This is a genomic window from Nitritalea halalkaliphila LW7, from assembly GCF_000265075.1.
Classification (GTDB): domain Bacteria; phylum Bacteroidota; class Bacteroidia; order Cytophagales; family Cyclobacteriaceae; genus Nitritalea; species Nitritalea halalkaliphila.
Genome location: NZ_AJYA01000015.1, coordinates 1 through 22,122 on the forward strand (window position 1 = coordinate 1; position 22,122 = coordinate 22,122).

General features: G+C 36.6%; 27 protein-coding genes and 2 pseudogenes. All 29 read right to left on the reverse strand.

Annotated elements, in window-relative coordinates; genetic code table 11:
* Positions 1-37: 37 nt before the first annotated feature.
* The 29 genes and pseudogenes from A3SI_RS22230 to A3SI_RS05380 all read right to left on the reverse strand — a co-directional run bounded on the left by A3SI_RS22230 (position 38) and on the right by A3SI_RS05380 (position 21,874).
* The gene (locus tag A3SI_RS22230) at positions 38-238 is read right to left on the reverse strand and encodes a hypothetical protein (protein ID WP_316929082.1); all 201 of its coding nucleotides are present in this window, start codon (positions 236-238) and stop codon (positions 38-40) included.
* Positions 189-803 (reverse strand): Gfo/Idh/MocA family protein, encoded by a 615-nt coding sequence (locus tag A3SI_RS05255; RefSeq protein WP_316929088.1) that lies wholly within the window; start codon positions 801-803, stop codon positions 189-191. Before A3SI_RS05255 ends, A3SI_RS22230 begins: the two co-directional genes overlap by 50 nt.
* On the reverse strand, positions 763-933 hold the full coding sequence (locus tag A3SI_RS22235; protein ID WP_009054131.1) for an oxidoreductase: 171 nt from the start codon (positions 931-933) through the stop codon (positions 763-765). The genes A3SI_RS05255 and A3SI_RS22235 overlap by 41 nt, the downstream gene beginning before the upstream one ends.
* A 2-nt stretch (positions 934-935) precedes the next feature.
* Positions 936-1,532 (reverse strand): DegT/DnrJ/EryC1/StrS family aminotransferase, encoded by a 597-nt coding sequence (locus A3SI_RS22240; protein WP_316929083.1) that lies wholly within the window; start codon positions 1,530-1,532, stop codon positions 936-938.
* Positions 1,474-2,067: a DegT/DnrJ/EryC1/StrS family aminotransferase gene (locus tag A3SI_RS22245; protein ID WP_316929084.1), complete on the reverse strand. Its 594-nt coding sequence runs from the start codon at positions 2,065-2,067 to the stop codon at positions 1,474-1,476. The genes A3SI_RS22240 and A3SI_RS22245 overlap by 59 nt, the downstream gene beginning before the upstream one ends.
* Positions 2,068-2,070: 3 nt before the next feature.
* On the reverse strand, positions 2,071-2,655 hold the full coding sequence (locus A3SI_RS05265) for an acyltransferase (protein ID WP_009054132.1): 585 nt from the start codon (positions 2,653-2,655) through the stop codon (positions 2,071-2,073).
* Positions 2,636-3,058 carry a hypothetical protein gene (locus tag A3SI_RS05270; protein WP_009054133.1) on the reverse strand — a complete coding sequence of 141 codons (423 nt, stop codon included), beginning with the start codon at positions 3,056-3,058 and terminating at the stop codon, positions 2,636-2,638. The genes A3SI_RS05265 and A3SI_RS05270 overlap by 20 nt, the downstream gene beginning before the upstream one ends.
* 10 nt (positions 3,059-3,068) lie before the next feature.
* On the reverse strand, positions 3,069-3,434 hold the full coding sequence (locus A3SI_RS05275; protein WP_009054134.1) for a hypothetical protein: 366 nt from the start codon (positions 3,432-3,434) through the stop codon (positions 3,069-3,071).
* The gene (locus tag A3SI_RS05280) at positions 3,409-3,813 is read right to left on the reverse strand and encodes a hypothetical protein (protein ID WP_009054135.1); all 405 of its coding nucleotides are present in this window, start codon (positions 3,811-3,813) and stop codon (positions 3,409-3,411) included. The genes A3SI_RS05275 and A3SI_RS05280 overlap by 26 nt, the downstream gene beginning before the upstream one ends.
* Positions 3,810-5,057: an oligosaccharide flippase family protein gene (locus A3SI_RS05285; protein ID WP_238531609.1), complete on the reverse strand. Its 1,248-nt coding sequence runs from the start codon at positions 5,055-5,057 to the stop codon at positions 3,810-3,812. Before A3SI_RS05285 ends, A3SI_RS05280 begins: the two co-directional genes overlap by 4 nt.
* A gap of 34 nt (positions 5,058-5,091) precedes the next feature.
* A complete protein-coding gene (locus tag A3SI_RS05290; RefSeq protein ID WP_156810181.1) occupies positions 5,092-5,679 on the reverse strand; it encodes a hypothetical protein in 588 nt (195 codons plus the stop codon).
* A gap of 106 nt (positions 5,680-5,785) precedes the next feature.
* Positions 5,786-6,781: an asparagine synthetase B family protein gene (locus tag A3SI_RS05295; RefSeq protein ID WP_156810182.1), complete on the reverse strand. Its 996-nt coding sequence runs from the start codon at positions 6,779-6,781 to the stop codon at positions 5,786-5,788.
* Positions 6,781-7,881 carry a glycosyltransferase gene (locus A3SI_RS05300; RefSeq protein WP_238531610.1) on the reverse strand — a complete coding sequence of 367 codons (1,101 nt, stop codon included), beginning with the start codon at positions 7,879-7,881 and terminating at the stop codon, positions 6,781-6,783. The genes A3SI_RS05295 and A3SI_RS05300 overlap by 1 nt, the downstream gene beginning before the upstream one ends.
* A 43-nt stretch (positions 7,882-7,924) precedes the next feature.
* The gene (locus A3SI_RS05305) at positions 7,925-8,971 is read right to left on the reverse strand and encodes a nucleotidyltransferase family protein (protein WP_040670243.1); all 1,047 of its coding nucleotides are present in this window, start codon (positions 8,969-8,971) and stop codon (positions 7,925-7,927) included.
* Positions 8,971-9,600 (reverse strand): NeuD/PglB/VioB family sugar acetyltransferase, encoded by a 630-nt coding sequence (locus A3SI_RS05310; RefSeq protein WP_009054139.1) that lies wholly within the window; start codon positions 9,598-9,600, stop codon positions 8,971-8,973. The genes A3SI_RS05305 and A3SI_RS05310 overlap by 1 nt, the downstream gene beginning before the upstream one ends.
* Complete coding sequence (locus tag A3SI_RS05315) at positions 9,587-10,729, reverse strand: LegC family aminotransferase (RefSeq protein WP_009054141.1); 1,143 nt, start codon at positions 10,727-10,729, stop codon at positions 9,587-9,589. Before A3SI_RS05315 ends, A3SI_RS05310 begins: the two co-directional genes overlap by 14 nt.
* 2 nt (positions 10,730-10,731) lie before the next feature.
* Entirely contained in the window at positions 10,732-11,934 is a 1,203-nt protein-coding gene (locus A3SI_RS05320) for a UDP-N-acetylglucosamine 4,6-dehydratase (protein WP_009054143.1), read from the reverse strand.
* 40 nt (positions 11,935-11,974) lie between these two features.
* Positions 11,975-12,646, reverse strand: coding sequence for a glycosyltransferase (locus A3SI_RS05325; protein WP_009054145.1), 672 nt, complete (start codon positions 12,644-12,646; stop codon positions 11,975-11,977).
* A 142-nt stretch (positions 12,647-12,788) separates the two neighbouring features.
* Positions 12,789-13,073 (reverse strand): hypothetical protein, encoded by a 285-nt coding sequence (locus A3SI_RS05330; protein WP_156810184.1) that lies wholly within the window; start codon positions 13,071-13,073, stop codon positions 12,789-12,791.
* 19 nt (positions 13,074-13,092) lie between these two features.
* Entirely contained in the window at positions 13,093-14,124 is a 1,032-nt protein-coding gene (locus A3SI_RS05335; protein WP_009054148.1) for an ATP-grasp domain-containing protein, read from the reverse strand.
* A 49-nt stretch (positions 14,125-14,173) separates the two neighbouring features.
* Positions 14,174-15,252: pseudogene (locus A3SI_RS23160) on the reverse strand (DegT/DnrJ/EryC1/StrS family aminotransferase).
* Positions 15,253-15,431: 179 nt separating this feature from the next.
* Positions 15,432-15,677, reverse strand: coding sequence for a P-loop NTPase family protein (locus A3SI_RS05345; protein WP_009054149.1), 246 nt, complete (start codon positions 15,675-15,677; stop codon positions 15,432-15,434).
* 211 nt (positions 15,678-15,888) lie between these two features.
* Positions 15,889-16,983 (reverse strand): annotated as a pseudogene (locus tag A3SI_RS05350) (SDR family oxidoreductase).
* Between the two features lie 368 nt (positions 16,984-17,351).
* Positions 17,352-18,089, reverse strand: a complete 738-nt coding sequence (locus A3SI_RS05355; protein ID WP_009054152.1) for a hypothetical protein — start codon at positions 18,087-18,089, stop codon at positions 17,352-17,354.
* Positions 18,090-18,151: 62 nt separating this feature from the next.
* The gene (locus A3SI_RS05360) at positions 18,152-18,691 is read right to left on the reverse strand and encodes a hypothetical protein (RefSeq protein WP_009054153.1); all 540 of its coding nucleotides are present in this window, start codon (positions 18,689-18,691) and stop codon (positions 18,152-18,154) included.
* Positions 18,692-18,733: 42 nt separating this feature from the next.
* Positions 18,734-19,270: a KdsC family phosphatase gene (locus A3SI_RS05365; protein ID WP_009054155.1), complete on the reverse strand. Its 537-nt coding sequence runs from the start codon at positions 19,268-19,270 to the stop codon at positions 18,734-18,736.
* Entirely contained in the window at positions 19,271-20,311 is a 1,041-nt protein-coding gene (locus A3SI_RS05370) for an N-acetylneuraminate synthase family protein (protein WP_040670248.1), read from the reverse strand. It abuts the gene before it with no gap.
* A 1-nt stretch (position 20,312) separates the two neighbouring features.
* Positions 20,313-21,059, reverse strand: coding sequence for a cytidylyltransferase domain-containing protein (locus A3SI_RS05375; RefSeq protein WP_009054158.1), 747 nt, complete (start codon positions 21,057-21,059; stop codon positions 20,313-20,315).
* A 71-nt stretch (positions 21,060-21,130) separates the two neighbouring features.
* Complete coding sequence (locus tag A3SI_RS05380) at positions 21,131-21,874, reverse strand: polysaccharide biosynthesis/export family protein (protein ID WP_009054159.1); 744 nt, start codon at positions 21,872-21,874, stop codon at positions 21,131-21,133.
* Between the last annotated feature and the right edge of the window lie 248 nt (positions 21,875-22,122).

Sequence of the window (22,122 nt, forward strand, 5' to 3'; positions counted from 1 at the left end):
TAAAAGAATTAAGTAATTTCATGCAGATTTAAAAAATTTACACTCGGATAGAATGAACAATTTCAATGGCTTTTTTAGTTTCAGAAATTTTAAAACCCTTTCCTATTAAAATATCTTGATAAGTAATTGTATGAAGATCTGTAAAACCCTCACTAAATTCGAGTTCTTCACCTTCTACTGTAATGGATCTAAACGTTTTTGCCCTGAAGTTTAGCGCTTTCAGGAAGGTAGTCTTCATTGATACTCAAGAACCAATTAACTCTAGCTTGACTCAATTCCAAAAACCCCTTAGCTACATCAACAGTATGCTTTTCAACTATCAAATCCTTTACGTCACCAAATACCCAGGTGAGCATATCAAAAAAATGAACCCCTATATTGGTGGCTATCCCTCCTGATTTGGTTATATCGCCTTTCCATGAGGTATAATACCAACTTCCTCTAGAGGTAAGATATGTTAAATCGACATCGTAAACTTTATCCTTGGGTCCTGATAAGATTTTATCGCGTAAGGCAATGATTGATGGATGTAATCGAAGTTGAAGAATGCAATAAACATTTCTGCCTGTTTCCCTTTCAATTTCTTCAAGGGCATCAATATTCCAAGGGTTTAATACAATAGGTTTCTCGCATATAACATCACAGTCAGAGCGAAGACCAAATCTTATATGACTATCGTGCAGATAATTCGGTGAACAAACGCTGATGTAGTCGAGCTTTTGTCCTTTCCTTCTTAGCTTGTCAATATGTCTGTCAAATCTTTCAAACTCTACAAAAAAAAGAAGCTTTTGGGAAATAGCTATCCATAATTCCTATGCCGTCATAAGGATCGAATGCAGCCAATAAATCATTATTGGTATCCTTTATCGCTTTCATGTGTCTTGGTGCTATATAACCTGCCGCACCAATTAAGCCAAATTTCTTCTGTTCCATTGTTATTCTATTGTATATGATTGAATAGTTTGTGTAATGTAGGTCAATTGTTTTTCGTCTAACTCACTATGCATTGGCAAAGAAAGTACTGTTTTTGACAGCTTTTCAGTAATTGAAAAGTGTCCATCAGGATATAGAGGACTTTTATAAGCTTTTTGAAGATGTAAAGGAACTGGATAATAAATCATGCTTGGAATTCCTTTATCAGACAAATAATTACGTAAAGAATCGCGATTTACTCCTTCTTTAAGCTTTAGTGTATATTGATGAAAGACATGGGTAGATTTTGCTGAACGCTTAGGTGTTTGTAGCCAATTAACACTTGCTAAAGCATCATCATAAAATGCAGCAGCACGGGCTCTATTCTGGTTATATAAATCTAAATTCGGTAACTTTGCGCGTAAAATAGCCGCTTGGATACTGTCAAGACGGCTGTTCACCCCAATAATATCGTGATGATATTGTATTGATTGGCCATGATTTGCAATCATTCTTAACTTTTTAGCTAATTCATCATCATCGGTATACATAGCTCCTCCATCACCATAACATCCGAGATTCTTTGATGGAAAAAAGGAGGTACATCCAACATTTCCCATACAACCGGCTTTTTTTTACTTCTCCATTCGAAAAGCGATATTCTGCTCCTATTGCCTGCGCTGTATCTTCGATAACAAAGAGATTGTGTTTATCCGCAATAGACAAAATGGCCTCCATATTTGCACACTGCCCAAAAAGATGAATGGGTACTATAGCTTTGGTTTTGGTTGTAATGGCTGCCTCTATACTTGCTGGATCGATTAAAAAAGTATCTTCATGCACCTCAACCAATACAGGTGTTAATCCTAAAAGCGCGATAACTTCAGCAGTGGCTACGTAAGTGAAAGATGAGGTGATTACTTCATCACCAGGCTTTAAACCCAATCCCATCATAGCAATCTGCAAAGCATCAGTTCCGTTAGCACAAGGAATCACATGCTTTACGTTTAAATATAGCTCAAGTTCTCTTTGAAAGGCATGCACGGCCTCACCTTTGATAAAAGAAGTCGTATCAATAACTTCTTTAATGCCTTTGTCAACCTCAGTTTTAATGGCTTCATACTGAGATTTTAAATCTACCATTTTGATTTCCATATACTAAAGCTTTATTACTTTATTATTTTCAAGTTGATACCATTCCTTACTCTCTGAGCATTGTGCCTTTCCATCTGTATCAAAATTTAGGCGCTGACCGAATTCACTCATCCAACCGATTTGTTTAGCAGGATTACCTACAACAAGTGCATAATCAGGTACATGCTTGGTTACTACAGCGCCAGCACCTATAAAGGCAAATTTACCTATATCGTGTCCACAAACTATTGTAGCATTAGCTCCGATACTTGCACCTCTTCCTACATGTGTTTTCATGTATTCGTTCTTTCTATTTATTGCTGAACGAGGGTTAATAACATTAGTGAATACCATAGAGGGACCCAAAAACACATCATCATCACAAGTAACACCAGTATAGATACTGACATTATTTTGAACCTTTACATTCCTGCCTAAAACCACATCAGAGCTTATCACCACATTTTGACCTATATTACAGTTTTCACCTAAAATGCAGTTTGACATAATATGCGAAAAATGCCATATTTTTGTTCCTGCTCCAATATTGCAACCATCATCAATTACGGCTGTTTCATGGGCAAAGTAGTTAACTTCGTAAGATTTCATATAAAAATTTATTTAACTTGCTCATCTTTACTCTAAAATCTAAATTGGCATTAGCGAACGCTCTCATTTGTGGTGCTATTTCATTTTGATTAATACCTCGATTAAATTGCAAAATTTTTTGAAATTCTAAAGGAATATTTTCTTCGAGAAATAAAATAAACCCTGTACTTTCTGGGATATCCTCATCAATAGTTGACCAAAAAAAAGGCAAACCTCTGGAAATATATTCTCTAGCTTTTAATTCGGATGTATATTTTAAACCTTTACGTCCAATAGCTAAACTTCCAATTCCAATAGTAGCCCAATCATATAATGCATCTAACTGTTCACCTTGTAAAAAGCCCTTGAATGTAACATATTCTTGAAGATTTAATCGTCTTACTAAATTTTTATTATAAGTCATTTCTTTGCTGTCACCGACAATAAAAATTTGAATTTTCTCTGTTGGTCTTGCTAAACTTATGTACTTTTTTTAAAGAAATAAAAATTCTGTGTAGTCCATGGGTTTTGTACCCAGCTCCTACAAAAAGTATATTTATTTTTATTTTATTATTCTCAGCTGGATTTCTTAAATTATATTTATCTACAGAAATGCCATTTCCTAAGTATAACCATTTAACATTACTATTTCCTAAAATTCTAAATTGAAAATCTATAATTTCAGAAGTAACACCAACAAATCCATTTATATACTTTCTAACTTTTTTACCATAAAATGATTCTAGAATATTCCTTAAATAATTTCCATTAAATTTATATTTTWAAAAATGTATTTTCAAACTCCTGATGCTCTGTAACAATTTTATAATCAGAATTTTTCTTTAAAAAATCTAGAAATAAAAAATCCGCATTGGGATATCTAAAGTAAATTACGGTATCTAATGGTGAGAATTTTTTTAATTCGTTTGTTATAAAATCAAATTTTTCTTTCCTTCTTGAAAAAGCATTGCTAACTGTTGTATTTACAAAGGAATATACTTTATCTCTTGCATCAATTACACTCTTGAGTTTTGCGTTTGGTACACTTGATGAAACAAAATAAAGATATGTATTATCATTATATTTTTTGAGCGCATCAAACTGACCGATAATTTTTTGTTCCACTCCTCCAAAATGGTCTGATACAAAAGCGAAATATAGAATATTAAATTTAGTCATGGACTATTTTTTGTGTTTTTTATATAACTTGTGAAAATGGCTAGCGTAACTATATAACTTACTATGCCAATAACAATATGAGAGAATATAGCACCTCTAATACCGTAATAAAAAATCATGGAAAAGACTATGGGCAATGAAATTAGCAATGAAATAAATGAAGATCGAAAATTTAAATTAAACTTTCCTCTACCCATTAGCGCTATACCTTTCATAATGTTCATGTTACGTATCCCCCAACCTACTGATATCAATATAAAAAATGGAATGGATTCATCATATTTTCCTTTAAACAGGAAAGGTATTGAAAAAACAATAGTTGATGCACCAATAAATACGAAAATAGGAATAGCGAAATGGTTTATAATATTGTACTTTTTATATATCCGTAGCCATTCACTAAAATTATTTGACTTGTTTGAAAAATAAGGCATAGCTATTTGCTGAATACTTGTAGGGAATAACTGAAAAATTGAAACTAAAGTTAGAGCAAACATATAGAATCCTACAACAGATCGATTACTCACAAAATAATTGATCATATATATATCCAATGTGGTTAATATAGTTCCAATAATATTTGCAGCCAAAGCATATCCAGATAAAGACCACATCGTTCTTACCTGTTCTTTAATGAAGTAGTTTTTAACCCTTCTAAATATGCTAGCCTTAATTTGCATCTCAAAAATAAGAATACCAATGAATGAACTAATCACTACTGCCCAAATATATCCTAATAGACCAAAACGCCATGTAGCTAAAACAATAGCTAAAACTGATAAAATTTTTGTTGATGACTGTGCAAATGCCATCTTCTTTATTTGTTTTATGGCCTGAAAAAATGACAAATACGAAGACTGAAGAATGAGTGGAAGTATAAAAATAGCGTACAAAGGAAACAAGCGCTTAATCTCAATATCATTTGATATTAAACCTAACGTATTAATTATAAACAGAATACCGTATAATACAATAAAAGAAATAAATCCAATAAACAAGGAAATATTGAAATATTGATTTCTTTCGATCTCAGAAACTCCATCTTTGGAAGCTATTTGAATGAGAGCAACATTAAATCCAAGTCCTCCTAAAATACCTGCGAATCCAATATAGGTCTGCATAATTTTTATTTGCCCAATTTCTATTGGATCTAAAAACCCAGCAACAAATAACTGTGAAGCAAAACCAGCAATGAATATCAAGCCATTGGCTGAAAGTAAGTGAAACAAGCCTTTTTGAGCCACGTTTTTGAGCTCACCAAGTGATTTTGAGAATAACTCAAGCATTCCTAACAAAAATCATTTCAACAGATTTCAAAAATGATATGCATAAAAATTTCTCAAAAATAGTTCCTTGATTGAAAAGAAATTGAATGTCTTTAATCACAGATTTGGGGAGGAAATGCCAACTAAGACTGCTATTATACTGCCCATCTACAAAAGTCTGAAGCTTAATGTCATTATTATACCAATCGTCAAAAGGTACTGGCACGTCATTATCACCTAATAATTCTCTTTTGAGTTTATTGACAACTTTACCTATCAATAATTTAGACCTGCTATTCGTAGGCTTAATTCCATATTTCCATGGATACTTCATAAGCCTAGGATGTTTATTTTGCATCCAATCAATTGTAAGTTTTGCGTCAAATCTTAATGCTGGATCTATAGAATAAGCCAAATGAGCAAACTCTAAATCCATATAAGTATATGTTGTATCGGTAAATGGCAATGTCATCCAAGCGCCATTGTGAATGGCATTAAATCCTCGATTATAGGTTATAAACATTTCGTCATTTTGATACGACTGTAGAATGCTTTTGAGCATCGCTTCATCTATCTTATTAAAAAGTTTGTCTGAAACCACGTATCTTCTTCTCAAATTTGGGGTTTCGTGATGTGGCGCTCCTAAATAGCTCCTTTACTGCTTTCTGCTAAACCTCCATTATGAAACAATCCATAGCTACTTAGATTTAAGCGACGCACAGCGGCAAATGTCTGCGCAGCTCCAAAATAATACACTGCACAATTATTAAGCATAAGGGCGTTTCAAGGTCATATAGTTGAAACCCATTATTGAGTAATAGTACAATATGTTTCAACGACAAATCAGAAGATATTTTACGTGCAATGAGTTCATCTGATTTAAAGCCCTCACTAAAAGTGAGCGCTGTGATATCTTTATAATCATACTCATGAGCAAGCATTACATTCAATCTGGAATCCAATCCACCACTTAAAGTAGCAATATGTTCGTAATTATAATGCATATCTTTTGAATACTCCAAATCTATTGACTTCTTAAACCAGTGATCTAACTCTGATAATAAGTCTATATTAATTTTCGTATATGCTATATCTCTGTAATAATCATGATATCTATGATTGATTGATTTACCTTTTGCGATATGCACATATTCGCCAGCTTTAATCTTTTTGATTTCATTTACCAGAGTAAAATCTTCAAGCATATAACCTAAAGAAAGCATCATATAAGAGGCTTGTTCAGATAGGGATAATTTTACTTCAAAGTGTCTAAGTAAATCTGATAATAAAAAGATTGAGGATGAAAAAGCTGCAAAATCATCATTAACAAAGTAAAAGAGTTGGCGTGAACTCATCTGATCTGCAAATAAGAAGAGCTCCTTACTATTTTTATCATAATGTAAAGCAGTAAACGATCCTTTTACATTAATAATGGAATTAAGCATATCATCCTTTGAGGAATTAGGATCACATTCGTTACCTTCCAATCTAACCCCATCAAAACCTACAGCACAGATGTTACTCTCTTTTAAAAATTTATCATTAGAAAATTTATCATTTGCATAATGGCAAGCAATAAATCCATCTTCTTTAATTTCCTTTTTCTTTTTGTAAAATCGATTTACATAACGAGGAAAATCAATTGAATTCAATTTTCCATGATACGCATCGTTAAAAATCAATATACCAGAAAATCCGCTCATCAGTTCAGACTATACACTTTTACCCAATCCTTCTTGATATTATTCCAATCAACCAAGTCAAGAATGATTCGACGGTTTACAGAAGTTCTATCTTTATGCACTTGAAAATTGGAGATCACATTATTTAGTGCCTCAGTTAACTCATCTGGACTATTGATCCAAACTGCATAAACACCTTTTTCTCTGAGTAAGTCATACGGTAACCACTTACCTATGATTGATACGGATCCAGCTGCTAAATGCTCTAGCATACTCGCTGAGAACTGATCTCTTGTTTGTATATGTATAAAAATATCTGTTGACAATCTTAGCCTTCTTAAATCATTAATTTCTAAATAATCCTCGATTATTGAAACATCAAAATTATTTCCAGCTACTGATTGTTTCAAATTATTAATAGACTCCGCTTTTCCAGTTCCATACGTCATTGGAAAAATAACTTTATATTCTTCTTTCTTTATTTTACTTTCAACGATCGACTTCCAAATGGATTGGTGTTGAACAATTCTCGCTCCGTTATAACCGCAAGTAATAATTTTTTTATCAAGATTTAATGCGTTCTTTGCCATAATAGAATCATTATTTTTAAGGAAGTCTTCGAATTCAGAAAAAGAACTCATTAACGGAAAAAGAACGGAGCTCGCTTTACGCTTTGCGTCTAAATAATAAAAATTAAATATTTTTGAAAGGAAAACAGGGTTTGTTGCACAAATAGTATCTGCCAAACCAATACTTCTTTTATTGAAAAAGTGATGAAATTTACTTACTTCGTTAAAGTCAGAGCCAAAAAAAGAAATGATTAACTTTGAACATTTTCTGCGTAAAATTTTACTAATTAATGCTATATACCAGTGGTGGTAATGGATGTGAACAATATCGTATTTAGGTAAATTTCTGGAAATCTTCCATAAGTTAAAGAAAGAAAATAAAATGCCAATCTTGCGAATTTTTGTTAGTGGCCCATTAATATATTCATTAGAAATAACATGATTAAAAGTTCGTTTATGTGCTAACCTGTCTTCGTTAGAAATAGGTGAAATAATAAAACAGTCAAATAAAACATTATGTTCGTTTTTTAAACGACTTAAAGTTGGACTCACGAAAGTCTTAATCAAGTGAGACTCAGATACAATTAAAACTTTCTTAGTTTGCATTAAAATACTTTGCTAATAAATGGGCCTCCCCTATGTCCTTCCAAGATTTTTCACTTACTGGAAACACACCTACTTTTCCTCCTCTTTGTTTTACCCTTTCAATCAAATGAGTGATATGAAAAAACTCATTTTCTGGAATTTCATCAATAAGATGAGGTTCCAATACGTACATACCACTGTTGATTTTAAATGTCAACTCTGGTTTTTCTTTTAATTCTAGTAATTCCCCATCTACCCCAGTTTCTAAAGTGCCGTATGCTATTGGAAAGTGCTTTAGAGCAGCTACTAAGGTAATCTCGTTCTTATTTTCTTGATGATACTTCAGAATATTTGCATAATCATCTTCAATGATTATATCGCAGTTGCTTACAAAAAAAGTTTCATTTATTTTTCCCTTAAGCAAATGTAAACTACCCGCAGTTCCCAAGGGTTTTTCTTCTAAAAAACAGTCTGTTGAGTATGGTAGATTTAACGATTGTAAGTAAAAATTAATCAGTTCTGCTTTATAGTTCACTGATATATAAAACTGAGTGCAGCCATGCCGATGAAAGCGATCAAAAATCTCCTCCAACATGGTTTTCTCACCTATCGGAATCAATGGCTTAGGTAAAACATTGGTTAAAGGTCTTAAACGCGTTCCAAATCCGCCGGCCATGATCACCACTGGGATATTAAAAGAATCAAATTCTTGTTCATTTTCTCGAAAAATATCTTCCCAGAAATACACTTCAACCAAATTCTTATCCTTATCTAGCACAGGAAGCATTTCCATTCTATGCTGAATCATCATTTCGCGAATTTCCTCAATAGACATAGAAGTGTTTGCATAACGGATGCTTCCTCGAAGAACAGACTTAACAGGACTATCTAAACTTTGATTTTTAATGATTGCCCTTTGAATGTCACCAATACTGACAAGTCCGATAAAAAGTTCTTTTTCAAAAACTAATAATAGTTTTTTATCAAGCTGATCCATTTTTTTTAGGCAGTCAAGTAATGTAGCTGATGATTCAATAAATCTATTTTTATATTTCATTAAAATTGCTGTTTACAAGGATTACCAAAATAAATTCCAGCCGTAATAATATCTTTTACAATTACACTTCCTGCTCCAACAGTAGATTTCTCATAAATGGAAATATTATTTCTGACAACCGAATTAGCACCTATAAAAGTACTTTTCCCTACGCTTACATTTCCACAAAGTACGGCAGCGGGTGCTATGTGACTAAAATCTTGAACTACACATTCGTGTTCAACAACAGCTGCTGTGTTAATAATAACACCTTTACCAATCTGTGCATGTGCATTGATAATTGTATTGACCCCTACATAAGTTGATAAACCTATGCTTGAACTATGAGAGACTTTTGAACTAGGATCAATGAGCACACATTGGTTTAAGTGATGCTTTTCAAAAAATGATACCAATTTGGCTCTTATAATATTGTCTCCAACTGACGGAAAAACGTAATCACTTTTTACAATAGAGGAAACATCTACAGAGCCTTCAAAACCAAAATAGGGTATTTGATAGGGGTTTGTTTTTGCCTCATGATAATCAAAATAACCTGCAATTGTATAACCAGCAGCCATGAATGACTCAATAATCACGTAAGCGTGGCCTGAATAACCAAAGATAAAAACCTTCTTAGAGTCTGACACTACTCGGTATATTAACAATTCGTTCTTCTAAAAACTCTGCATTTTTTTGAGCATCGCGGTAACAATGTTGGTACATGGGTAAGCGATACATCAATTGCCAGATAGGGCGCGTCATGGTTTTAGCTTCATTGGTGGCTTTCAAAAATGCATTGCGCTCTTCTACATTTTCCAACTCTACACACATCAACCAATAATTGGCTTGCGTATCTTCTAATTCCGTTCTAAACTTGATGTTCTGTCCGGAAAAAAATGCAGCATAGTCATGAGCCAAAGTACGTTTATTAGCTACAAAAGTATCCAACTGCTCCAACTGCGCACAAACCAAAGCCGCATTCAAATTGGGCATTCTAAAATTGTAACCTACATAATCATGCACATATTCATAAGGATGAGGAACTTTAGCCGTTGTGGTCAAGTGTTTACCAAGCTTTCCAAGATCTTCACTTTGAGTAACAATCATACCTCCACCCCCACAAGTAACTATTTTATTTCCATTAAAAGAAAATACACCCAATTGCCCAAAAGATCCGGTGTGTTTCCCTTTATAATAACTTCCAAGTGACTCAGCAGCATCTTCAACTATAGGAATATTCCATTCACTACAAATAGCCATCAATGCATCCAAATGAACTGGAAACCCAAAGGTGTGCATGGGTACACAAGCAGCTATTCTTCTTCCGGTTTTCTTGTTATAGGCGCTGTTTTCACGCTTTTCTCCAAATTCTTCTAAAAATTCCGATACAGCCTTGGGCGAAAGCCCCATCGTATCATAATCCACATCCAAGAAAACAGGCTCTGCACCGGTATAATGTATTGCATTGGCTGTAGCTACAAAAGTCAAAGCTTGGGTAAACACCTCATCGCCTCGTTGGACACCGGCCAATTGCATGGCAATTTGTAAACCTGATGTTCCATTTACCACAGCTACAGCCTTTTGCGTCTGACTGATTTCAGCCATCATCTGCTCTGCTTTATCCACATAAGCTCCCACAGAAGAAACAAAAGTAGAATCTAAAGTATCCATCACATAAGCACGCTCATTTCCGTTAAAAACCGGAGCGTGTAGAGGTATGAAATCCTTGGAATTGAATTTATCCTGAAAAAAGTTAATTGTCTCTTTGAACTCCATGATTACATTTTGGCATCTAAATATTTACCTGTTTCCTTGTGACCGAAGTCAGGAATCATGTAGTGAAACAAGTCTACAATTTCTTGCTTTGTCCACCCGCCTCTATTTCGTAAATCAAGAATAGTATTTTCAAAATGAGCAAGTTTATCAGTTTCTATATTCAAAACATTCTTAATGATACCCAAATTTTGAAAACGCTCCATATCGAGCACTTCTTTATCCGTAAAAAACTCTTCAAAGTCTTTCTCGCCGGTTGTGTCGCTTGCGGTAAATAAGCAAGGCCAGTATTTGTGACCTGTGATATGTGATCTGTGATCCGTGTTGAAAAAGTGACGAGCCTCTTCTTCAGAAGAGCAGATGTAAGGCTCATAGCCTAGTTGTCGTAGATAATTGACTGCAATTTCTGCAAAGGTGATTAAATGCAAACTTTCACTCAATTTAGGAAAGAAGATGTCGCGGTTTTCACCAAAAATGCAAGACATTAAACACAACTCACCAGACTCTTGGGGTACGACAAAATACCTTTTAATGTCATTTGGTGCTACAATAGGTTGATGCTTTTGAATGCGTTGATTAAACCCATGTAGTAAAGACCCATCTGAAAATGCAACATTGGCAAAGCGAGCGGTTGAAATTTCAATGTCTGTGCTTCTGCGCATCAGAAACATTTCCATGATGCGCTTAGAAGCCCCCATCATGTTAACAGGGTTGGCAGCTTTATCCGTAGATACACAAAAGTATTTTTTAATCCCTTTTTTTTTGGATTGCTGAATGGTTTTATCCGTATTAAAAACATTAACTTGAATCATTCGCATGAGTGTATACGGATCCTTTTCAGAACGCACATGTTTAAGTGCCGAAAGATTCAACACATAATCATATTCACCATCAGCTTCAATAAATGCATCATATTCTACCGAGCCAATATCAAGGGCAAAAGTTTGAAAATCTCCATCAATGTAACCAAAAGAGCTTCTAATATCTCTAACCAACTCCACCATATTGTTCTCACTGATATCTACAACATGGAGTTTAAGAGGATTACGCTTAAAAATCTCTTTAGTAACGGCTTGCCCAATGGAACCCGCTCCACCAATCACCAAAAAACGGGATGAAGAAACCACTTCACTCAATTCCTTCTCATGAAAGCCAATATCTTGAGTAAATAAAAGCTGGTTTCGGGCTATGAGATTTAAAATATTCATTAACTGTTTTTTTCTATTGCAAATGATGATATAAAAACTACTAATCAATATTTATATGATGCTTAGTGTGTTCACGAATTATCTCAGCGTAGAATTTTGCTGTATTTGAAACAGAGCGTTCTCTTACTAAGTTTTTACTTATTGATCCATGTTGTTCAATAAGTCCCTCCTCCTCGACATATTTTATCAAAGCTGAAACAAAATCATTAACATGCAAATCATGCTTAAAACAGTTTATCTCATGTTTGCAATACTTGTCGGTATTGAAGATGAGGTTACTTAAAACAACACCAGTACCAGATGCCATACATTCTATCAAAGAATTAGGACCATTAGAATCGGTAGCAGTAAACAAAGCGACATGGGCCTCAGCATAAATTTTTGGAAGATCATCCCATGAACTTATCCCTTCTAAAAATACAACATTATTTGACAAGTTGTTGCGGTCTATAAAAGTGAGACACTCATTCTTCAACTCACCCATTTCATTCATCTTGAGAATACTGTTCGGATATTTTTTTAAAAACTCCGAAAAAACTTCGAGCGCAAACAAAGGATTATATGATTCATCTAAGCGGTTAGGAAAAATGAGGATAGGAGAATCAGTTGTTTTTCTCAAAAGATGAGTTAAATTTACATCTATATCCTGAGGATATCGAGCTAAAATAACTTTTTGAGCACAAAAACCTAACTCATCAATCGCTTGTTCCATTGGTTTTTCACCCATAGCAAGAAACAAGTCAATATCACGGTATAGAAAGGCAAAAAAACGTTTGATAATTTTCTTTAAAGCTTTACTTAAAGGGTTGTAACCCTTATAGGATACTCGTTCGCCAAGTGTAATGTATGTTTTGTTATTTGATTTGCACCATTTTTTTTACATTCCACTGACTTGGAAAAAAAAAGCCGCCAGCAATTACAATATCTGGATTATATTCTTTAACAAGCTCAAATAAATTTGGGTTGCTGTAATTAAAAATCGGATGAAATGTCGAGCCTTCTAAAACCCTACATTTATCGCCAAGCGGTAGTGCCCACCACTTAGGCCTATTAGATTCTAAGTGAGTATAAAACCACATCTCGGCATCAAAATACTTTTGCAAAGCATAGCAGAACTTAACCTGATAGGGTGCTGCCATATTGTTGATAAACAAAAGCTTAGGCCTCATCTTTAAGTTTGGTGGCTAACGCAATCCCTTTTAATGATAATATATTGGGCTTGTAATCAAAACACTCTTTAATGATTTCCTCACCAAAATGCCAATCAAGAATTGCCTTTGGCAAATTAACACCTGCAGCTTGAGAGAAAGGATAACCACCACCAAATCTTGGGTTAATATCAATAATGTAAATTTTATTCTCCCTCTTAATTACATCAATATCAATAATAGAAACATGCTTTAACAAGTTACCAAGCTTTGATATCACTTCAGTTATTGACTTATCCATTACTGTAACCGCAGCATCAGTTTCGCCAGAACGCATAGCTATTTTTTTCTTGACAACAACTGCATTATTGAATCCTTTTAGATCGTTTATACAATCTACTCCATATTCTTGCCCTTTTATGAATTCTTGTATTAGCAAGGTGTTTTCAAAATTGAGTGTTTCAATATGAGAAATACTTGTGTTCTTGATTTTGCTAGTCAGCAATTTATATGCATGAAATAATTCATCTCTATTATAAACTATCTCTGTGGCAATAGAACCCTGTCCCCATCTTGGTTTTATTACCAATGGGAAAGCTATCGTCTTATTTTTTAAAGCTTTTTCTGCCTCCTCTAAACTAAAGAAAATCTTTGGCGTATCAAATTCATTATCAGTTAAAAAGTTAGACATTTTTAATTTATCTAAACAGATTTCAACAATATTAAAATCAGGCATTATAAGTTTAGCACCAATCTCATCAAATTTGCTTTTACTGTATGACAGGAATAAGGTATCTAAATCAAAAAGACTAATAATGATATCAACCGACTCTTTTTCACACACTTGTAAAAGGAAAGGTATATAATCCTTAGACCGAATCTCTGGGCTAACATAAGATACATCTGCTTTCCACATAGCAGTGGTATCTTCAATAGAGTTAACAGCTACAATTCGCACATCATAATCTGTCAAGTTTTTAAAGAAGTCTATTAAATAGTCTCTTCTACCAACTGCGCTAAGTAAGATATTTACTTCTTTCATTTTATAAATAACACGAATTATATTATCAAAAAAGGTGTTTTCACGTTAATTAATTATTAAGAACTCTTAGAATTCGCCTACAAATCATTTCAATTTCAAATTCGCCTAATTCAAAATACATTGGAAGGCACAAAATGCTTTTTGCTATATGATCTGCTACAGGAGTATTGTAATTTTGAACATAATTCAGTGAACTCAATGTAGGGTAAAAATATCGTCTTGGAAAAATACCAGCAACTTCAAGCTCTTTTTTTACATTCAACAACACATCCTCATTTTCAAAAACTACTGGAAAGTATGAATGGTTAAATTCTACATCACTGTGAATCTTGGGCATTACAATATTTTTTTCGGCTAACATATGATTATAAAACGAAGCCTGTTTTTTTCGTGAATCCAATATTTGATTAATGTAATTTAAATTTACAATACCCATAGCTGCATGAAATTCTGAATTTTTGCCATTTATTCCCACGCCATGGAAATTTTCTGGACCATCGTGACCAAAATTTCTCCTCCAAGCTAACTGTTTAATTAATTCAGGATCTTTTGAAAAAAGAGCGCCACCTTCAATGGTGTGAAATAATTTTGTCGCATGAAAGCTGGTAGTACTAATATCTCCCCACTCAAAGATACTTCTCCCTTTAAATTTAGTACCAAAACAATGCGCAGCATCATATATAACTTTTAATTTATACTTTCTTGCAATTTTCTCAATAGTTTCTACATCACAGGGTTTCCAAAGCAATGTGTTGCTAAAATGGCTTCAGTATTATTATTTATTGCAGACTCAATCTTATTTGGATCAATATTTAACGTTTCTCTATCAATATCAACGAATATAGGTTTACACCCCTCCCATACCACCGAGCTTGTAGTTGCAACATAACTAAATGGGGTTGTAATAATTTCTTTTGTTAGATTTAACGCCTTAATTGCCAGTTGAAGGGCTACTGTTCCATTTGTAACATACAAAATATGTTTTAACTCAAGAAAGTCCTTTAGCTTTAGTTCTAAGTCATTAACTAGTGGACCGTTGTTTGTAAACCAATTTCGTTTCCAAACCCCCTCAATTAGCTTAATATATTCTTCTATTGGTGGTGAAAAAGGCTTAGTAACAGGTATCATAAAATACTATATTGCTATATTGTTTAATTAAATAACTCATTAAAACATACTAAATAAATAATAAAGAACATTTATTATTTATTTATTTTCCACATAATACCCCGACTTCGCTCCATAACCGTACCCGTAGCCATAGCCCGAATTCAAATGCACATCATTCAGCACGGCATAGAGCTTCTTCACCCCGCCTTTTTCGACCAGGCTACTGGGAAGACATAAATAGAAGCATCTGCATACTGGAAAAAATCGCGTGTCTCGGAAACCAACCATACTAGCGTGGAATCTAAAACCACCATATAATAAGCCATCTTAATCTCTTTTAGCACCTCCCCCATGTAATCTTGCAGAATAAGCTCTGCCGGGTTAGGAAGAATAGGACCTAAGAGAAGCACATCTAAGTTTTCACAGTAAGAGGACTTAACCATTTCCTACTAAACTGCTTGAAGACCAAGGACACTTCACATCCTACTGAAATTTGAGAGGCTAAATTCACATGTGATAGGACATTGCGTAAGCCTCGAACACGCGTTATGATTAATTTGCCTGTAAGCGGGCATAGGTGGTATGCATATAAAGAGAAGTCTAGCTGCATTTAAAATACTGGCATAACACAACACTTTGGGATACGTTGGAAAGCTATTTTAAATTCTCCCAATACCAGGCTACTGCCTCCTTAATTCCAACTTCTAGCGAATGACTTGGCCTATACTTTAATAAGCACTTTGCCTTTTCGATACTTGCTAAAGAATGTGGGATGTCCCCTTTTCTATCCGGACCATGAAGGATTTCTACTTCGGCTATTTTTGGGTCATACTGACTCAAATGCTTCTTTAGTAGTTGCGTTAAGGCTAATAAAGTAGTTCTATCGCCTACGGCTGTATTGTATACTTGATTGAGCGCCTGTTCATTTTCTGTAGCAAGGGCCAAGTGATTCATCTGAATCACATTATCAATATAGGTGAAGTCGCGCGAGTACGTCCCATCCCCATTAATCACAGGACTCTGATGCTGCATAATTTGCTTTACGAATAGGGAAATGACGGCAGCATAGGCGCCATTCGGGTCTTGCTGCCTACCAATTACATTAAAATAGCGTAATCCGATACTCTGTAATCCATAGCTACGGTAAAAAACATCGGCGTACAGCTCATTCACATACTTGGTCACCGCTTAGGGAGATAGTGGCTTCCCGATGGTATCTTCTACTTTCGGTAGGACCTCGGAGTCTCCATAGGTGGAACTACTGGCCGCATAGACAAAGCGTTTCACTTTCGCATCTCTGGCAGCGACCAACATATTTAAAAACCCGGAGACATTTACTTCGTTTGACGTAATGGGGTCTTGCAGGGAGCGAGGCACAGATCCCAGGGCTGCCTGGTGCAGCACATAGGTTTGTCCGGCACAAGCCTCCTGGCAGACTTGAAGCTCCCGGATATCGCCTTCGACAAAGGTAAAATTCGGATGCTTTATAAAAGCACTTAAATTATGGAGATGACCAGTAGCCAAATTATCCAAGCAGGTAACTTTGGCACCCAGATGTAAGAAGTAGGCACAGAGATTAGAACCGATAAAACCGGCGCCACCTGTGATTAAGATAGTCGCGTTCACCAAAACGATTAAGAAGAAAATGACAGTGCTTGGTACAAAATAAAAAGTCCCAGTTCGTATCCGATACAGCTTCGCCCTCTCGGTCCCATGCGGTGCACATTCCTCATTCAGGAAGGACAGCATAGTGACGTAGCGATCAGACTGGGTTAGGGGTTCCTACACATACCGCTACTCCTACTACATTCAAAACACGACCGACCTGAAATGGCCAAATGAGATGAAAAATTACGTATTAGTTGTGGTTCTGCGTAAAAACGCATTTTTCACAAAGATAAATGAATCCCATGGAAACGAGGTAATGCCCCAAAAAATTCTTTCAAAAAGAATGCCTACCTGCAAAATTCACCCTATCAAAAGCAAAAAGAATAGGACGAGCGGCATAAACCTCCCGTTGTGATTCATGCATTGGGCTATTAGCCATAAGGGCATAAAAAAAGGCCCGAAGGGCCTTAAATAATCAGCAGTACTAGCAGAGACACTATTTGGAAGGGTTAGGTATTAAAGAAGCGCTTTTCAAATTCATGATAACGTGGGTCGCTCACCACCTCTTGCCACCAGCTGCTTACATCTAAATGATTAATGTGCGCTAACACCGATTCTAAGGAGTCGTGCAAAATCTTTTTTTCCTTACAGAAGGCATAAAAGGGTTTTACGATCTCTGTCTCTTGGTCATTAGATAAAATGCCTACCACCGGTTTTTTTACGGCCAGACACTCTAGGAAATTTGTTGCTGGGACACTTATTTGAAAGATAAGCTCAGACTCAGCTATGTTTTGGGTAATCGGTTCTAGGTCAGAGCAAATCGTGAAGTATGCGTAGCGCTTAAGAAACTCCACTTCTTTTTGGTTCGAAAACAATCTAGAAAAGGGTCTTGGTCTCGCTGCGATTACTGGGTACTTATTTTTATCGATTTTCTGATCGAATACTTTAAAATACGCTGTAAAAAACTCTGTATCGGTGTAAGCGGAGTTGATGACCCCGAAGACGATTAGAAGTGGATAGCGATTTGATTTTTGTTGCTTTGCGTAATCTTGCTGAAAGCGCATGAGGCGATATGCTTTCCAGGGTTCATCTTTGGGTTCTATTTTCCAGCCCCAGGTTCTGTACACATCTGCTATTCTTCTTTCACGCACTTGTGCTCCATGGTTTAGCTCGCCGTAGTAGGCTCCATGCTGGTACCAGTGTAATTTCGCTCCGTGTTCTATATACGTAGCAATTACAAGCTCCATGTAATGATTCCCGACATGATAATGAAGTTTTTTTTCGGCAGGATTCAGTAAGGGAATACTATTCAGGGCATCACGGAAGCCTCTACATAGAGTTTAGGGAGCCCACTGAGCACATTGCGATAAAAGGGATCCTGTGCTGGCGCATACTGGCGCAGTAATTTATCGCGTTTAGAGTTTGAGCGTGCGAAGTTCCAGCTTCTATCTAGCAGCGGCAGTCGCGTACCGAGATCCTGATCGACAGCAGCCACCTGTGGAAATCCGATATGCAGTTCATTATTTTCTTTTAGGATCTTTTTAAAGGCCAGGTAGTTCGGATAGTCTTTTATCTTCTTTAGCAGCTTAACAACCTCAGTTTTCCAGTTAGCTCTAAGCTCCTCAACAGTATTTTTCACGGGAGGGGTAAAGGATTCCTGTGAAAAATCCGCATAATTATTGATAATGTAACCGGCGTAAGGGGAAAGCCACAAATTCCAGAAGCGTATGGAAAAATTCACACCGTGAAACTGGTTGAGCGTATCTGCGAGTTGCTGTACCAGACTTTTATGGAGTTTATGTCTCTGAGGAGAATAGGCACTTTTGATATTATCTAAGGTATTTAGCATCTTTTAGTCATGATAAAAGTAAACAAGTAAGCAGGAACAGTCTTACTGTCTTAGGCGCTGCGTATTTTCAAAATACATCGCTAAGGCAGTATCTAAAGCACCTGCTTGCTGGAGGATAAACTCCACAAACTCCCTAAAGGCTCCATCCCCCCCTTTCCGTTCTAAGCGATGGTGTACGATACTTTTCACATAGAAGGGTGCGTTCATAGGCGCAGCAGAAAAGCCTACCTGCTGCAGTAGCTGCATATCATTCAGGTCATCGCCTATGAAGGCTACGTCGTTCAGTTCGATGCCTAGTTCCTTACAGAGGTTCTGCGCTACGGCCACTTTATCTTTCACGCCCATGTACAGATATTTTATTTGTAGTTTATAGGCGCGATTTTGGACGATTTGTGTCTCTTCCCCTGTGATGATGGCGAGAGGGATACCTAATAATTTTAGGAATAATACACCGGCACTGTCAGCGGTGTTAAATTTTTTCCATTCGTTTCCTGTTTGGTCGTAATACATACCCCCATCGGTCCACACGCCGTCTATATCTGTAATGACGAGCTTCGGAAGTGTAGCAGGTAGTTCCATTTACTCGATCATATTTTTATAGATAATTTCATCTTTAGGAATATCCTGCAGCACTTTTTTACCGATTAGCTCATTCAGCTGGGCCCATTTATACCCATCTCCTGGGCTTAGCAGGTGTAAATCTTTTTCCTGGATTATGGCACCTTTAGGCAAGTGACTTTTCGTAGCGATCGAGCGTTCTAACTTTTCACGTGCAGCCTGTACGGAGGGCTCTATATAGATTTCCTCTTTACCTAGGGATAGGTCTAAGTTTCGTATATCGCGCATCATTCTATAGATTCCATCGATAGCGAGGGAGCCTGCCTGATCGGTACCTTTCATCCCTCTATCTAGGGTGATATGTTTTTCGATAATTTCTGCCCCCATACCCACGGCGGCTATAGGAGTGGCGATCCCTATCGTATGATCGGAGTACCCTATAGTAAACTGCGGATAGTGTTTTTTCAGGTAGGTAATCGTTCGTAGGTTCACGTTTTCGTACCGGGTAGGGTATTCCGAGACACAGTGTAGAATGGATAAGTCACTATGGTATTTCGTGATAACGTCAACTGCATCGTCCAGTTCCTTCTTACCCGCCATACCAGTGGACACGATAAGCGGAATTTTAGTTTCTGCTAACGCTTCGAGCAGTGGAAGATTTGTTAAATCTCTGGAAGCCACTTTTAGCTTATCCGGTGTAAAAAGCTTTAGTAAGGAAAGACATCCTATAGCACATAGCGTTTCGACGAAGTCCAGACCCTTACTTTTGGCGTACTGGTACACTTCGAAGTGCTCCTCGTCGCTGAGTTCTAAAAATTCACGATGTTCTCCATAAGTTTTTCCAAAGGAATTCGGGTTGTCATAAGGCCGGGACATTTGTGAATGTGAGAGCTCTTGTTTGAGATCACGTTTGGTAAGCTTTACAGCATCCATAATGGGGAGCGTATTATTAAAAAGCTTATCGTAAATCGGCCTAGAAACCACATCTACTAAAAGTTTAGCTATATCGACAGATCCGTTATGATTCTGTCCGATTTCACCAATAACATACGTGTGGGACATATTATTTCTCATTTTGAATTATTTGCTTGTGCATAATTTGTAACCATTCCTCATTCGCTGCGATTTTTTCTATAAGTTGCTCTGGGCTGCCATCGAAATTAGGTATTTCTGCATAAATCTGCTGCAGCAGCTCAAAATCAGCTTTCGTATCGAGGGTCATTCGCAGTTGCGGATATTGTTCGATTTGCTTGGCGATAGGCGCTAGGTACGTACTAAATACGTTTGAATTAGCGTAGATATAATTGGTTACATGTTCCCTGTAGAGGGATTCTTGGGTAAGCTGCTTTACTTGTTTAAGTGCTTCTACCGTAACGTATTCTGCCCACAGGCCATAATGTGTTTTTATAGTGGGCGTACCTGCAGACGTCTTAAAAGAAACGTAGGAAGCAGCTGAGGAAGCACTTATCTGGATGAGTTCTTGTAAAGCCATCAGGTTAAGAAGTGGATTATCCGAACAGATTCGAATTATTTTTTCCACCTGAAATGCCTCAGCTGCATCGATAAATCTACTGAGCACATCAGCTTCATCCCCTTTAAAGCAGGATACCTGTAGTTTTTCACAAAGGTCCACGATCGGCTGATCGCTTAGGCTTACGGTCGTGGCCACGATTAATTTAAGAGAAGGGAAATGAGCAGAAATTTTCGTCAGAAGAATTTCGAGTACACTTTTTCCCTCATAAAAAGGCAGTAAAATTTTATTCGGCAGTCTAGAGGAACCGAGTCTAGCCTGAACAATACATGCGAGCATAACAAAAACTTGTCTTACGTAAGGTAACTAGCTAACGCTGTATCAAGATAAAAAGACCGCAATACTTCATTTTATTGATTTACGGTATTTATGATCAGCAGTGCGGCCGTCAAGATGGAAACAGTAAACTGTAGCGTTTGGACGAAGTCCACACCAGCGCCCAGTTCCCGTACTTTAAGAGGCTCCGCGTAAAGCATATCATTCGGTCTCAAGAAAAAGAACTCTGTTTCCATGAGGCGTTTATCATTTAGATTTAACCGAAACGATTTAGTTCCTTCCGGATACTGTCGGATCAGGACGACCTCATCTCTCTTCGCTATGGGGGTCATGTCTCCGGCATGCGCGATCGCTTGATAGATATTTACTTGATTCGCTAGGATGGTATGATTTCCATTACGAAAGAACTCACCGAGTGTCGCAAAGCGAATACCACCTAATCGCACGCGTACGTAGAGATCTTCTTTACGGATATATTCCATCATGAGACCCTCTATCTTTTCTTTCGCCTCTGGGATGGTAAGATTTAGGAGGCTTACCGAACCGATTAAGGGTAGGTCTATATTTCCTTCTTCATCTATGGTATAACCCTGTAAGAAGAAGATGTCCCCCCCTTGGTTAGCCCCCTGTACGCCTGCCATGGCTGCTTGCGCTTGAGCGGCCGAAACTCCGAAGATCATATTGAGTTCCTCTGAGGTGGTTTGAATTTGAATGTCCACGACATCGTTATACTGGAGCTGGTAACTTTCGGCCTTATTTTCGAGGAGGGGAGATTCTGTGACTAAAGGAAAGGCATCTCCCAAATCTTGTAGGTACACGATGCGTTTATTGGAAACACAGCTACTACCTAGCAGGAGTATACAAACGACTAGAAGGGAGAGGGTTTGGATAGAAAACTTAAACATAGGAACTAGAACTGTGTAGGGACGAAATGGGCGATTAAAAAACAAGTTTTATTATTGTAAAAGGTTTACCTCCACAAAAGTAACCATTTCGTTTAGACAGCCCTAAAGAAAATAAAAAAAAGTTTTAGCGGGGAAGGGTGAATAAATAGGTTTTGGCCGCC

Excerpts from the sequence above, each read along its gene's own strand:
- A3SI_RS05270 (WP_009054133.1), bottom strand. The coding sequence starts at position 3,058 with ATGACTTATAATAAAAATTTAGTAAGACGATTAAATCTTCAAGAATAT.
- A3SI_RS22235 (WP_009054131.1), bottom strand. The coding sequence starts at position 933 with ATGGAACAGAAGAAATTTGGCTTAATTGGTGCGGCAGGTTATATAGCA.
- A3SI_RS05315 (WP_009054141.1), bottom strand. The coding sequence starts at position 10,729 with ATGGAGTTCAAAGAGACAATTAACTTTTTTCAGGATAAATTCAATTCC.
- A3SI_RS05335 (WP_009054148.1), bottom strand. The coding sequence starts at position 14,124 with ATGAAAGAAGTAAATATCTTACTTAGCGCAGTTGGTAGAAGAGACTAT.
- A3SI_RS22240 (WP_316929083.1), bottom strand. The coding sequence starts at position 1,532 with ATGGGAAATGTTGGATGTACCTCCTTTTTTCCATCAAAGAATCTCGGA.
- A3SI_RS05370 (WP_040670248.1), bottom strand. The coding sequence starts at position 20,311 with ATGTCCCACACGTATGTTATTGGTGAAATCGGACAGAATCATAACGGA.
- A3SI_RS05265 (WP_009054132.1), bottom strand. The coding sequence starts at position 2,655 with ATGAAATCTTACGAAGTTAACTACTTTGCCCATGAAACAGCCGTAATT.
- A3SI_RS05375 (WP_009054158.1), bottom strand. The coding sequence starts at position 21,059 with ATGCTCGCATGTATTGTTCAGGCTAGACTCGGTTCCTCTAGACTGCCG.
- A3SI_RS05325 (WP_009054145.1), bottom strand. The coding sequence starts at position 12,646 with ATGGAACAAGCGATTGATGAGTTAGGTTTTTGTGCTCAAAAAGTTATT.
- A3SI_RS22245 (WP_316929084.1), bottom strand. The coding sequence starts at position 2,067 with ATGGAAATCAAAATGGTAGATTTAAAATCTCAGTATGAAGCCATTAAA.
- A3SI_RS05355 (WP_009054152.1), bottom strand. The coding sequence starts at position 18,089 with ATGGAGCTTGTAATTGCTACGTATATAGAACACGGAGCGAAATTACAC.
- A3SI_RS05320 (WP_009054143.1), bottom strand. The coding sequence starts at position 11,934 with ATGAATATTTTAAATCTCATAGCCCGAAACCAGCTTTTATTTACTCAA.
- A3SI_RS05305 (WP_040670243.1), bottom strand. The coding sequence starts at position 8,971 with ATGAAATATAAAAATAGATTTATTGAATCATCAGCTACATTACTTGAC.
- A3SI_RS05365 (WP_009054155.1), bottom strand. The coding sequence starts at position 19,270 with ATGGAACTACCTGCTACACTTCCGAAGCTCGTCATTACAGATATAGAC.
- A3SI_RS22230 (WP_316929082.1), bottom strand. The coding sequence starts at position 238 with ATGAAGACTACCTTCCTGAAAGCGCTAAACTTCAGGGCAAAAACGTTT.
- A3SI_RS05330 (WP_156810184.1), bottom strand. The coding sequence starts at position 13,073 with ATGGCAGCACCCTATCAGGTTAAGTTCTGCTATGCTTTGCAAAAGTAT.
- A3SI_RS05360 (WP_009054153.1), bottom strand. The coding sequence starts at position 18,691 with ATGCTAAATACCTTAGATAATATCAAAAGTGCCTATTCTCCTCAGAGA.
- A3SI_RS05345 (WP_009054149.1), bottom strand. The coding sequence starts at position 15,677 with ATGGTTAAGTCCTCTTACTGTGAAAACTTAGATGTGCTTCTCTTAGGT.
- A3SI_RS05295 (WP_156810182.1), bottom strand. The coding sequence starts at position 6,781 with ATGAGCGGATTTTCTGGTATATTGATTTTTAACGATGCGTATCATGGA.